Below are 11,886 nucleotides of genomic sequence, written 5' to 3'. Positions count from 1 at the left end.
CCGGGCGGCGCATAACATGTCTTGAAATCATGCCTGCTGCGCCTCGCAGGCCTTGAAGGTGCGCTCGATCTTCTCGCGGTCGAGGTCGCGGCCGATGAAGACGAGGCGGCTTTCGCGCTTCTCGCCGTCCTTCCAGGCGCGCTGGTGGTCGCCCTCGACGATCATGTGCACGCCCTGCACGACGTAGCGTTCGTCATCGCCGGCAAAGGCAATGATGCCCTTGAGGCGCAGGATGTTCGGGCCGTCCGTCTGGGTGATCTTCTGGATCCACGGGAAGAAGCGGTCCGGGTTCATCTCGCCGCCGCGCAGCGAGATCGACTGCACCGTCACGTCATGGATCGGTGAGACGCCGTGGTCATGGTGATGGTGGTCATGATCATGATCGTGGTGGTGATGGTCGTGATCATGGTGGTGATGATCGTGGTCGTGACCATGATGGTGATGGTCATGGCCGCAATCGGGACCGCAGACATGGTCCGGATGGTCGTGGTCAAGGAAATGCGGATCGTTTTCCAGTGCCCGTTCCAGGTTGAACGCGCCCTGATCGAGAATCTTGGTGAGATCGATTTCCGAACGGGTGGTGCGATGGATGCGGGCCGACGGGTTGATCACGCGCACGGTCGCCTCGATCCGGGCCAGCTCTTCCGGGCTGACGAGGTCGGTCTTGTTGATCAGCACGACGTCGGCAAAGGCGATCTGGTCTTCGGCCTCCCGGCTGTCCTTCAGGCGCAGCGGCAGGTGCTTTGCATCGACCAGGGCCACGACGGCATCGAGCTCGGTCTTCTGGCGCACGTCGTCGTCCATGAAGAAGGTCTGGGCGACCGGCACCGGATCGGCAAGACCCGTCGTTTCGACGATGATGGCGTCGAAGCGGCCGGGACGGCGCATCAGGCCCTCCACGACGCGGATCAGGTCGCCGCGCACGGTGCAGCAGATGCAGCCGTTGTTCATTTCGTAGATTTCCTCGTCGGATTCGACGATGAGGTCGTTGTCGATGCCGATCTCGCCGAATTCGTTGACGATGACGGCGTATTTCTTGCCGTGGTTGTCGGTCAGGATGCGGTTGAGCAGCGTCGTCTTGCCGGCGCCGAGATAGCCGGTGAGCACGGTGACGGGAATGGGCTTGGGGAGGGCTGTTTCGGTCATGGGAACCTCGAGCGATGGCGGGGACGCATGCAGCGTCCGGTTGGCGTCTGATATAGGAGATCGCACGGGCCAGCGCAAATGCGATCCGGCCTTTGTTGCCTGCAAAACCGCCCGGCGCTTCTTTAGCGCAGCATCTCCACGTCGAAGGCCGCGACGTCCTTGAGAAGCGCGACGAGGCCGCTGAGGGCATGGGCGATCAGGACCTCGCCTTTCTCCGCGGTTGCCGCCGCGGCATTTCCGGCGACGCCCTTTGGGTTGAGATCGGACATCTTCCAGCCGAAGGCATGCGGGCCATAGGCGCGCAGATGGGCAAAGCGCGCGACAAATTCCGCCTGCCGCGAGCCGAAATGTTCCGCCTTGTCCATGCGAACGCGGTCCGGATGCAGGGCGAGCATGACGGAGGTCTCGATATCGCCGCCGTGGATGTCGATCGCCTTGTCCTCCGGCGCGATCCAGCCTTCCGGCTGGCCGAAACGGGTCCAGGCCGTCGCGACGGCAAGCATGTTCCAGCGCACGCGCGCCTCGGTGGCGACGATCGTCATCAGGGGCGAATTGCCGCCATGGGCGTTGAGCAGGACGAGTTTCCGCACGCCCTTTTCATGCAGGGTCTTCGCAATGGCCAGCCATCGCTCCACCGCCTCCGCATAACCCAGCGAGCGCGTGCCCGGCACGTCGAGATGCTCCGGCGAATAGCCGACGGGCTCCGTGGGCAGGATGGTGACGGGCAGGTGCGCCGGCAGCACCGCCATCAACCGCCTGACGATGCCCTCGGCGATCAGCGTATCCGTATCGAGCGGCAGGTGCGGGCCGTGGCCCTCATGGGCGCCGAGCGGCAGAATGGCGATCCAGTCCGCGCGGTCCTTTACCGACAGGGCCGGATCGTTGTCGTTCCACCGCATCTTCGGATGCGTCATCGTCTGCCTCTATCCCGTCTTGCCGCCCGACTGTCACATGAGTCATACAAGGCCATGCCCGCGATGCAAGGGTGATGCAGGGAACGGTGAGGCGGAGGCAATCGATGGGCAAGAAGCATAAGGACGGCAAGAAGGGCAAGAAGAAGAAGGGACACGAGGATGTCTCCGGCGCAGGTCTTGCCGCCGCCGTCGTCAATGCGGCCCGCTCCATGCGCACGGTGCTGTCGCGCAATCTTCTCGCCACCGGCCTCTATGCCGGCCAGGACGGTGTGATCCTGGCGCTGGCGGAAGAGGGGGGCCTGACCGCCGGCGCGCTCGCCGCCCGGCTCGGTGTCAAGGCGCCGACCATGACGCGCACGATCGGGCGTCTGGAGGCGCAGGGTTTCGTGGAGCGGCGGCCGGATGAAACGGACGGCCGGCTCACCGTCGTGCGCCTCACGCCGGCCGGCGAGGCCTCCGTCGAGCACATCACCGAGGCCGGCCGGCTCAGCGAGCAGCAGGCGGCGGACGGGCTGAGCGAGAAGGACGTGCGCCAGTTGCTCAAGCTCCTGCGCGCCGTGGACGAAAACCTGCATGGCGGCCTGCCGGATGCGCCGCGGGACGTTGAAAAGGCAGTTGCCGACGAGATTTAAACTGTTTAAATAAACGGTTTTAAACGCCGCGTTGCTTGGCGTTCGTCGGGGAGGGGTCGTGGCACAGAAAATCAAGCTTTCCACCATCGCGGAAACGCTCGGCGTTTCCACGGCGACGGTATCGCTTGCGCTCAGGGACAGCCCGCTCGTCGCGGCGTCCACCCGCGACAAGATCAAGGAGCAGGCCCGCGCGCTCGGCTATATCTACAACCGTCGTGCCGCCAGCCTGCGCACCTCCCGCTCCGGCATCATCGGCGTCGTCGTGCACGACATCATGAACCCGTTCTATGCGGAAATCCTGAAGGCCATCGAGAGCGAGCTCGACCGCGACCGGCAGACCTTCATTCTCTCCAACCATTACGATTCGGTCGAAAAGCAGCGCAATTTCGTCGAGACGCTGCTGCAGCTCGGCGGCGACGGGGTCATCATGTCGCCGGCCATCGGCACGCCGCCGGAGGATATCCAGCTTGCCGAGGACAATGGCATGCCGGCGATCCTCATCGCCCGCTCGATCGAGGGGCTGGATGTGCCGATCTTCCGCGGCGACGACAGCTACGGTATCTCGCTCGCCACCAACCACCTGATCGGCCTCGGCCACCGCACCATCGCCATGGTGGGCGGCACGGACCAGACGTCGACCGGCCGCGACCGCTACCAGGGTTATGTGAATGCCTTGCGCAAGGCCAATATCGAGGTCGATCCGGGCCTGCGCATTCCCGGTCCGCGCACCAAGCAGGGCGGTTTCGAGGCGGCGGTGCATTTCCTCTCCCTGCCGCAGAAGCCGACCGCGGCCGTCTGCTGGAACGACCTCGTGGCGATCGGCCTGATGAACGGCATCGCGCGCGCCGGTCTCGTGCCCGGCCGCGACGTTTCCGTCACCGGCTATGACGACCTGGAGGAGGCGGCGATCGCCACGCCCGCGCTCACCACCGTCTGGAACGGCCAGTCCGAGGTCGGGCGCAACGCCGCCCGTGCGCTGCTCGACAAGCTCTCGGGCAGCCATGAGCCTGACGGCATCCACCTCATCAAGCCGGAAATGCGCATCCGGCAGTCCACCGGACCGCTCAAGGTCCATTCGGAAGGCTGAGGCATCGGGCAATGGGAGATCTCGCCATGGTGGCCAAGACGCGTCTTCTCGTGCCCGGCACGATCCGCGAACGGGTGCTCGACCGGCTGAAGGACACCTTCGACGTGGTGCGCATCGAGCGGGCGGACCCGGCCCTGCTCGCCCGCTCCGAGGCGGCGACCATTTCCGGCGTCGCGGTCTCCGGCGGCTTCGGTGCGGCGATGATCGAGCATCTGCCGGCGCTGGAAATCATCGCGAGCTTCGGCGTCGGCTATGACGGCGTGGATGTGGCGGCCGCAGCGGCGCGCGGCATAACCGTCACAAACACGCCTGACGTTCTGAACGACGAGGTGGCCGATACGACGATCGGCCTGCTGCTTAACACGGTGCGCCGCTTTCCGCAGGCCGAGACCTGGCTGCGCGAGGGGCGCTGGGTGCGCGAGGGCGCCTTCCCGCTGACGCCCCTCAGCCTGCGCGGACGCAAGGCAGGCATCTACGGGCTCGGGCGTATCGGCATGGCGATCGCCGAGCGGCTCAAGGGGTTCGGCATCGAAATCGCCTATCACACGCGGCGCCCGCGCGAGGGCGTGCCCTTTGCCTATTACCCCTCGCTGGCGGAGCTGGCGGAGGCGGTGGATATCCTGATCGCCATCGTGCCCAAGACGGCCGAGACGCACCGGACGATCGATGCGCATATCCTTCGCGCGCTGGGGCCGGACGGCGTGCTGATCAATGTCGGGCGCGGCTGGACGGTGGACGAGGATGCACTTGCCACGGCGCTCAAGGACGGCGTGATCGCGGCGGCGGGGCTCGACGTGTTCTATGACGAACCGAACGTACCGCAGGCGCTGCTCGACCTGCCGAACGTCTCGCTGCTGCCGCATGTCGCCTCCGCCTCGGTGGCGACACGCGATGCCATGGCCGATCTCGTGGCGGACAATCTCTTCGCCTGGTTCGCGCGTGGCGCGGCCCTGACGCCGGTGCCCGAAACACCCTTTACGCGAAAAACAGGGAACGGTCTGGAAAGCCTTCGTTAACCTTTCGGCAATTTTGCGGGCGCATGCTTTTGCCATCGAGTCGAGCGCGAAGGAGAGCCCCATGAAGACGCTGATGATTGCCGCCGCGGTCGGCGCCTTGGCGCTGGGGCTCTGGAGCGTTGCCGCGGACCGGGCACCGGCCGTGGACCCGGTGACGACGAGTTCCGTTCCCGCCGCGGTGGGAGCGCACAGCTATACCATTTCCAACGTGGTGGCGAACACCGCCTGCCTTGCCGAGCGGGGCGACCGCATTTCGAGCCGCAGCGAGCGCTTCTCCGCCGGCGCCGATTGCGATGCCGTGTGGCCGGGTCTTTCCGCCGCGCGGACCTGGGTCAAGAATGGTGACGGCACGGTGGTCGTCGCCGATGCGCAGGGCGAGGCCATCCTGACCGTCGTCGACGGCGACGGCCCTGCCTACGAGGCCGTCGAGCCTGCCGACGCCATGATCACGATGATTTCTGCCGACTGAGCGATCATTCGGCAGCGGTCCGGTGCGCAGTCGCCTGCTTGGAGGCGGCATAGTCGCGCACGGCCTGGCCGAAGGCGGCGAAAAGCCTGTTCGACGGCTGGTCGGAGCCGACCCAGTATTCCGGATGCCACTGCACGCCGACCGCGAAGGCCTTGGCGCCGATGACGGAGACGGCCTCGATCGTGCCGTCCTCGGCGACGGCCTCGACGGCAAGGCGCGGCGCGATGTCGGATATCGCCTGCCGGTGCAGCGAGTTGACCTGCACCTCGCCGGCGCCGACGACGGCGGCAAGGCAGCTACCCTCCTTGACATGGACCGTCTGGCGGATGCCGTAGGCGACGTCGAGGACGGGCGTATCCGGCTTGCGGTGATCCCACATGCCGGGCTGTTCCTGGATCTCGTTGGCGAGCGTGCCGCCGAGCACGACGTTCAGCTCCTGGATGCCGCGGCAGATGGCCAGCAGCGGAATGCCGCGTTCCAGCGCGCGGCTGATCAGCGGCAGGCTGGTGGCGTCGCGCGCCGTGTCATAGGGGCCTTCCGCCTCGGTCGCTTCCTTGCCGTAGAGCGAGGGATGCACATTGGTGCGCGAGCCGCTGACGAGGAGCCCGTCCACCCGGTCGAGAATGCCGTCGAAATCGTTGTCCGCTTCGAGCGCCGGCACGAGGAACACCGTGACGTCCGCGCCCTTGACGGCGGCGCGCACATACTGGTTCGGGGTGGCCTGCCAGACGTTGCCTTCGATTTCCCTGATATCGGCGGGAATGGCGACGACGGGTTTCGACATGAGGGGCTCCGGAAAAAGAAATACCAATCGACGATTTGCTATCAAATCTTCCATCAGTCAATTCCCCCATTCGGGCGAAATGACGGCCGAAGCCCGGTTTCCAGGCGGTAGGCGGCAGGATATAGTGGTATCGGATTGACGGATCTCAGCCCCGTCCGGCGACGCCTCATTAACCACACGCTTGCAAACAACGATTGCACGGACGACTTTTTTCGCTTTGCTTGCGTGTAATACTGTGTCGCCTTGGAGACAGGATATTGCGCGGATGACTCATGCGAGGTTGAATTCATCGCGTGAAAGACCCTAATTCTGCAATATGGGGTTGAGGGCATCTTCCGTGGGTTGAATGCGCGTGCAATAATGCCGGGCAATACCCTTGTTATTGGGTAATTTCCCGAAATCATTCATTAAATTTTGGTCGGTAACCCTCTCGTGTCATAGGGAGTGCCGAGTCCATGAAGGATAAGGGTCAAAACACACTGCCGGCTGATGTGTATCTGTCGTTTGTCAGCTCGCTGTACGGGAACCGCCAGACCCTTTTCGTGGGCATGATTTCGCATGTCATCACGTTCTCCTTCGTCTACGCCAAGACATCCGACCCCTTTTTCCTGATCTGGAGCGGCCTTGTCGTAGCCATCTGGTCGCTGCGCGCCGTCGGCATGCGCCATTTCGACCGGGTGGACCATGCGGCGCTCGACATGGACGGCATCCGCTACTGGGAGAACTGGTACAATCTCGGTGCCGTCGGCACGACGCTGGCGCTCGGCACCTCCTGCGGCTACAGCCTGCTCTTCAGCCGCGACAGCTTTGCCGAGCTTGCCACGATCGCGGTAACGCTCGCCACCATGGTCTCCGTCGTCGGGCGCAACTGCGGCTCGAAGCGGGCCGTCGACTACATGACCTTCTCCGCCTGCTTCCCCATGGTCGTCGGCTTCCTGGGCCTGCAGGATTTCTACCACGCGGTGCTGGCGGTGCTCATCCTGCCCTTCGTGATGACGACGCGCATGATGGCGAACGGCGTGCGCGAATTCCTCTACAAGAACGTGCTGGCGACGCGTGAGGTCTCCATCATCGCCGACCGTTTCGACACGGCGCTCAACAACATGCCGCACGGCCTGTTCATGCTGGATGCCGATCATCGCATCCTCGTCGCCAACCGCCGGGCCTGCGAGCTGCTGCATCTCGGCAACCAGGAGCGGCTGAAGGATTGCCATCTCGATGTCGTCCTCAGGTTCGGCGTGCGCAACACCTTCCTCAATGCCGAGCAGAGCAGGGTGATCCTGCGCCAGCTCGACGAACTCCTGAAGGGCGAGCGCTCCCGTGCGCTGGTCCAGGTCACGGACGGGCTCTATCTCGAATTCACCGCCTCGCCGCGTGAAAACGGCGGCGCCGTGCTGATTTTCGAGGATGTGACGGGGCGCGTTCGGGCAGAAAAGAAGATCCTGCACATGGTGCGCTACGACAGCCTCACCGGCCTGCCGAACCGTACCTATTTCGCCGATCTCGTGCAGGAGGCGCTGGGCGAGCGTAAGAAGCCCGGTACGGTCGGCTTCATGGTGCTCGATGTCGACGATTTCAAGCATGTCAACGACATGAAGGGGCACGTCACCGGCGACCGGCTGCTCTGCGCCATTGCCGAGCGCCTGCGCCGGCTTGCCGGCGACAAGGTGCTCGCCGGCCATCTGATGGGCGACGAATTCATCCTCTTCTTCCCCAACGAGACGAACCGCCGCGACCTCGAAACGCGCATGCGCCGTTTCCACGAGCAGCTTCGCGGCAACTACGATTTCGATGGCATGACCTTCCTCGTCTCCTTCAGCGCCGGCGCCGTGATGGTGTCGAGCGATGATTTCCGGCTGGAGGAAATGCAGATTCGCGCCGATCTCGCGCTCTTCGAGACGAAATCGCGCGCCAAGGGCAGCGTCACCGTCTTCGAGCAGGAGATGGACGCGCGATACATGGATCGCCAGAAGCTCAAGGACGATTTGCGCGAGGCGCTCGCCAGCAACACGCTCTCCGTCGCCTACCAGCCGATGTTCGTGCCGGACGGGTCGCGCATCGAATGCTGCGAGGCGCTGTCGCGCTGGACGCATGCCGAGCGCGGCCCGGTGCCGCCGAATGTCTTCATCCAGCTCGCCGAGGAGATGGGCATCGTCTCCGAGATCACGCGCTTCATGATCATGCGCGCCTGCGCCGACTGCGCGGGCTGGCCGGCGCATATGGGCGTTTCGGTGAACCTTTCCGTGCAGGACCTGCGCGGCACCGGCATCATCGACCTCGTCGCCGAGGCGCTGGAGGCGGCGGGGCTCGCGCCGCACCGGCTGCATCTGGAAGTCACCGAAAGCTGCCTCATGGAGGAGCCGGTCAAGGTGCAGGCGATCCTGCAGGAGCTGCGCGCCCGCGGCATCACCATCGCCATCGACGATTTCGGCACCGGCTATTCCAGCCTCAGCTATCTCGACCAGCTGCCGCTCGACGTCATCAAGATCGACCGCTCCTTCGTGCGCAACATCGGTGAGGACCCGCGCCGCTTCAAGCTCCTGCGCGGCACGGTCAACCTCTCCCGCGAGCTCGGCCTGCGCATCGTCATCGAGGGCGTGGAGACGCGCGAGCAGCTCGCGCTCATCAACAAGTACCAGTGTGCCGATCTCGTGCAGGGCTATGTCTTCGCGGCGCCCATGTCGCCCGATGCGCTGCGCGATCTCTACGACACGCTCGCCCGCAAATCCGGCGGTTCCTCCTCCGGTCGCCGCGGCCGCCGCGTCGCCTGATCCTTCCTTTTCCCGCAGTATGTGAAGTCGATACGATATATCAGCTTATTCAAAATTAGCGTTAACCATCTATTAAGGTTAATGAATGGTATTTTACACAAATTGTCTTATATCGACGATTGTAAGGACGGCAGCGCGGTGGCTGCCGGTGTTTTTCAATCGAGGATACGGGGACAATGGCCAGCGTGGAGACGGCGACCAACCGCTTTTCGGACAAGCTTCTGGGACTGCTCGACAGGATCGAGTACCGCCGGGTCGAGACGGGCGAGGACATGGAGGATGTCGCCCGCATCCGCTACAAGGCCTACAAGGCCGGTGCCGTCATGCATCTCGATGATCAGGCGGTCCTCATCGACGAGGTCGATTTCGACAGCCATGCCTATGTCTTCGGCATCTATTACGAGGAGCGGCTGATCTCGACGGTGCGCCTGCACCATGTGACGCCCGAGCACCGCGTCACCTCGTCGGGAAAGGTCTTCCCGGATGAGATCAATGCCTTCCTCGACGCGGGCATGTCGCTGATCGACCCGGTTCGCCTTGCGGCCGACCCGGAGATCTGGAGCGAGATGCCGGCCATTCCGTATCTGACGCTGCGCATCGCCACGATGGCGACGGACTATTTCCAGACGGATCGCTGCGTGCAGATGGTCAAGCCCGCGCATTCGGCCTTCTACAAGCGCGTCTTCGATGCCGATTTCGTCGCTTCGCCGAAGAGCAACCAGGGCAAGTTCATCATCGACCTGATGCTGCTGGCGACCAATGTCAAGGAGACGCTGCCCTCGCTCTACCAGCGCTTCCCGTTCTTCAAGTCGGAGCCCTATGAGCGCCGCATGATGTTCGCCCGCGGCGACGACCTGCCGTTCAGCCCGCTGACCGTGCGCCCGACGGCGCGTAGAGCCCATTTCGGCGGCGAGCGGATCCAGCTTTCCGGCAACGCCTATGCCGGGTAGGGCGCCCGCGCCCTGATGTCGCATGCCGGGCCGGTTTCTTCCGAAACCGGCCCGTTCTGTTTCGGAAACGATACAGGTCGAAACGCTCTGCCTGCCTTGCCGTTGCGCTTTGCCAATCCATTGTGTATGGCCAGAAAGACGCGTGTCTTCACGCTTGAGGGAATCTGTTTTTGGCGCTCGTCGGGTCGGGCTTTCTGCTCACGGGTGCGGGTGCTTAGGAGAAGGTAGACTATGGCTGAACATCATTCCGGACCGGTCGAAACGGGCGCTGCGATGGATTACCCGGAGCACGAGAAGACCTACGACCTCTTCATCGCCGGTGCCAAATACGGCACGCTGTTCTGCGTCGCGCTGCTGATCGCCATGGCCGCCGGCTTCTTCACGAGCGCCGGTTTCTTCTCGAGCCTGCTGCTCCTCATCATTCTCAACGTCGTCGGCTACTTCCTGCTGCGTTGACCTGAACAGCCGCATTCGCGGTTTGTCACGCGGCGCCATCCCGGCGCCGTGATCCAACACGGCCAGTCTCGGGGGGAGGACCACGGTTTGAGTCAGTGTGTTTTTGTCGCAAGGGAAAGTGACCCGGCGGAAGGCCGCGTCGCGGGTTCCGTTGAAACCGTCAAGAAAATGAAGGGCCTCGGGCTCGACGTGCTGGTGGAGGCCGGTGCCGGCCTTGCTTCACGCATCCTGGATGCCGACTACGAGGCCGCCGGCGCCCGCATCGTCGGGGCGGACGAGGCGAAAGCGGCCGACGTCGTCCTGAAGGTGCGCCGGCCCACTGCCGCCGAGATCGCCGGCTACAAATCCGGCGCCATCGTCATCGCCACGATGGATCCCTACGGCAACGAAGCGGCCATCGCCGAGATGGGCCGTGCCGGTCTCACCACCTTCGCCATGGAATTGATGCCGCGCATCACGCGCGCCCAGTCGATGGACATCCTGTCCTCGCAGGCGAACCTTGCCGGCTACCAGGCCGTCATCGACGCCGCGCATGAATTCGACCGCGCCATGCCGATGATGATGACTGCCGCCGGCACCGTCCCGGCCGCCAAGGTCTTCGTCATGGGCGCGGGTGTCGCCGGCCTCCAAGCCATCGCCACCGCCCGCCGCCTCGGCGCCGCCGTCTCCGCGACGGACGTGCGTCCGGCCGCCAAGGAACAGGTTGCCTCGCTCGGCGCAAAGTTCATCGCCGTCGAGGACGACGAGTTCAAGGCCGCGGAGACCGCCGGTGGCTATGCCAAGGAAATGTCCGCCGAATATCAGGCGAAGCAAGCGGCGCTTGTCGCCGACCATATCGCCAAGCAGGACATCGTCATCACCACCGCGCTCATCCCCGGCCGTCCCGCGCCGCGTCTCGTGACGCGCCAGATGCTGGCCGCCATGCGCACCGGTTCCGTCGCCGTCGACCTCGCGGTCGAGCGCGGCGGCAATATCGAAGGGTCGGAAGCCGGCAAGGTCGTCGAGGTCGAGGGCGTCAAGGTCATCGGCTATCTCAACGTGCCCGGCCGCATCGCGGCGTCGGCTTCGGCGCTCTATGCCAAGAACCTTCTCACCTTCCTGGAGACCATGGTCGATAAGGAAACGAAATCGGTCTCGGTCAATGTCGAGGACGAGCTGGTCAAGGCGACGATGCTGACCAACGGCGGCGCCGTGGTGCATCCGAACTTCGGCGGCGCCGTTCAGCAAGGGGAGGGCAAGTGATGGCGAACGAACTTCTCGACAAGGCAATCACCGATCTGGAACGTGCCGTGGAGGCTGTGCGCACCGCCTCCGAATATGTGCCGGACGCGGCCGCCGCCGTGGCGCATGGCGTTTCCGGCGGGGCGATCGATCCCTTCGTCTTCCGCCTGGCGATCTTCGTGCTGTCGATCTTCGTCGGCTACTATGTCGTCTGGTCGGTGACGCCGGCGCTGCACACGCCGCTGATGGCCGTCACCAACGCGATCTCCTCGGTCATCGTCGTCGGCGCGCTGCTCGCCGTCGGCATCTCGCTTTCGGGCGTTGCTACGGGTTTTGGTTTCGTGGCGCTGATCCTCGCCTCCGTCAACATCTTCGGCGGCTTCCTCGTCACCCAGCGCATGCTGGCGATGTACAAGAAAAAAGACAAGTGAGGCCGGCCC

12 protein-coding genes are annotated in these 11,886 nt (G+C 64.3%); 9 read left to right on the top strand and 3 right to left on the bottom strand.

Annotated elements, in window-relative coordinates:
• Positions 1 to 27 precede the first annotated feature (27 nt).
• Both shn_RS15640 and shn_RS15635 read right to left on the bottom strand, forming a co-directional pair.
• Positions 28 to 1,146, bottom strand: a complete 1,119-nt coding sequence (locus tag shn_RS15640) for a GTP-binding protein (protein WP_064331223.1) — start codon at positions 1,144 to 1,146, stop codon at positions 28 to 30.
• A gap of 122 nt (positions 1,147 to 1,268) precedes the next feature.
• Positions 1,269 to 2,060 (bottom strand): creatininase family protein, encoded by a 792-nt coding sequence (locus tag shn_RS15635; RefSeq protein WP_064331222.1) that lies wholly within the window; start codon positions 2,058 to 2,060, stop codon positions 1,269 to 1,271.
• A gap of 104 nt (positions 2,061 to 2,164) precedes the next feature.
• Between shn_RS15635 and shn_RS15630 the strand changes: the two genes are divergently transcribed.
• The 4 genes from shn_RS15630 to shn_RS15615 all read left to right on the top strand — a co-directional run bounded on the left by shn_RS15630 (position 2,165) and on the right by shn_RS15615 (position 5,264).
• A complete protein-coding gene (locus shn_RS15630) occupies positions 2,165 to 2,692 on the top strand; it encodes a MarR family winged helix-turn-helix transcriptional regulator (RefSeq protein ID WP_064331221.1) in 528 nt (175 codons plus the stop codon).
• Positions 2,693 to 2,750: 58 nt separating this feature from the next.
• On the top strand, positions 2,751 to 3,779 hold the full coding sequence (locus shn_RS15625; protein ID WP_064331220.1) for a LacI family DNA-binding transcriptional regulator: 1,029 nt from the start codon (positions 2,751 to 2,753) through the stop codon (positions 3,777 to 3,779).
• Positions 3,780 to 3,808: 29 nt separating this feature from the next.
• Positions 3,809 to 4,795 (top strand): 2-hydroxyacid dehydrogenase, encoded by a 987-nt coding sequence (locus shn_RS15620; protein WP_145926018.1) that lies wholly within the window; start codon positions 3,809 to 3,811, stop codon positions 4,793 to 4,795.
• 61 nt (positions 4,796 to 4,856) lie between these two features.
• Positions 4,857 to 5,264, top strand: a complete 408-nt coding sequence (locus tag shn_RS15615; RefSeq protein ID WP_064331218.1) for a hypothetical protein — start codon at positions 4,857 to 4,859, stop codon at positions 5,262 to 5,264.
• Between the two features lie 4 nt (positions 5,265 to 5,268).
• Here shn_RS15615 and shn_RS15610 read toward each other — a convergent pair whose 3' ends face one another.
• The gene (locus shn_RS15610; RefSeq protein ID WP_064331217.1) at positions 5,269 to 6,048 is read right to left on the bottom strand and encodes a gamma-glutamyl-gamma-aminobutyrate hydrolase family protein; all 780 of its coding nucleotides are present in this window, start codon (positions 6,046 to 6,048) and stop codon (positions 5,269 to 5,271) included.
• 455 nt (positions 6,049 to 6,503) lie between these two features.
• Here shn_RS15610 and shn_RS15605 point away from each other — a divergent pair, with 455 nt between their 5' ends.
• The 5 genes from shn_RS15605 (at position 6,504) to shn_RS15585 (ending at position 11,877) form a co-directional block, all read left to right on the top strand.
• On the top strand, positions 6,504 to 8,819 hold the full coding sequence (locus shn_RS15605; protein ID WP_064331216.1) for a bifunctional diguanylate cyclase/phosphodiesterase: 2,316 nt from the start codon (positions 6,504 to 6,506) through the stop codon (positions 8,817 to 8,819).
• 176 nt (positions 8,820 to 8,995) lie between these two features.
• Positions 8,996 to 9,769, top strand: coding sequence for a hypothetical protein (locus shn_RS15600; RefSeq protein ID WP_064331215.1), 774 nt, complete (start codon positions 8,996 to 8,998; stop codon positions 9,767 to 9,769).
• A 231-nt stretch (positions 9,770 to 10,000) separates the two neighbouring features.
• Entirely contained in the window at positions 10,001 to 10,225 is a 225-nt protein-coding gene (locus shn_RS15595; RefSeq protein WP_064331214.1) for an aa3-type cytochrome c oxidase subunit IV, read from the top strand.
• Between the two features lie 87 nt (positions 10,226 to 10,312).
• A complete protein-coding gene (locus shn_RS15590; RefSeq protein ID WP_064331213.1) occupies positions 10,313 to 11,467 on the top strand; it encodes a Re/Si-specific NAD(P)(+) transhydrogenase subunit alpha in 1,155 nt (384 codons plus the stop codon).
• Positions 11,467 to 11,877 (top strand): proton-translocating transhydrogenase family protein, encoded by a 411-nt coding sequence (locus tag shn_RS15585; protein ID WP_064331212.1) that lies wholly within the window; start codon positions 11,467 to 11,469, stop codon positions 11,875 to 11,877. The genes shn_RS15590 and shn_RS15585 overlap by 1 nt, the downstream gene beginning before the upstream one ends.
• Positions 11,878 to 11,886: the final 9 nt, after the last annotated feature.

The organism is Shinella sp. HZN7, from assembly GCF_001652565.1.
GTDB classification, from domain to species: Bacteria; Pseudomonadota; Alphaproteobacteria; order Rhizobiales; family Rhizobiaceae; genus Shinella; species Shinella granuli.
This window is presented reverse-complemented; position numbering and strand designations above follow the sequence as displayed.

What these genes read in the sequence shown, in the direction of transcription:
- shn_RS15640 (WP_064331223.1), bottom strand. Translation starts at nt 1,146, where the DNA reads ATGACCGAAACAGCCCTCCCCAAGCCCATTCCCGTCACCGTGCTCACC.
- shn_RS15635 (WP_064331222.1), bottom strand. Translation starts at nt 2,060, where the DNA reads ATGACGCATCCGAAGATGCGGTGGAACGACAACGATCCGGCCCTGTCG.
- shn_RS15630 (WP_064331221.1), top strand. Translation starts at nt 2,165, where the DNA reads ATGGGCAAGAAGCATAAGGACGGCAAGAAGGGCAAGAAGAAGAAGGGA.
- shn_RS15615 (WP_064331218.1), top strand. Translation starts at nt 4,857, where the DNA reads ATGAAGACGCTGATGATTGCCGCCGCGGTCGGCGCCTTGGCGCTGGGG.
- shn_RS15610 (WP_064331217.1), bottom strand. Translation starts at nt 6,048, where the DNA reads ATGTCGAAACCCGTCGTCGCCATTCCCGCCGATATCAGGGAAATCGAA.
- shn_RS15605 (WP_064331216.1), top strand. Translation starts at nt 6,504, where the DNA reads ATGAAGGATAAGGGTCAAAACACACTGCCGGCTGATGTGTATCTGTCG.
- shn_RS15600 (WP_064331215.1), top strand. Translation starts at nt 8,996, where the DNA reads ATGGCCAGCGTGGAGACGGCGACCAACCGCTTTTCGGACAAGCTTCTG.
- shn_RS15595 (WP_064331214.1), top strand. Translation starts at nt 10,001, where the DNA reads ATGGCTGAACATCATTCCGGACCGGTCGAAACGGGCGCTGCGATGGAT.
- shn_RS15585 (WP_064331212.1), top strand. Translation starts at nt 11,467, where the DNA reads ATGGCGAACGAACTTCTCGACAAGGCAATCACCGATCTGGAACGTGCC.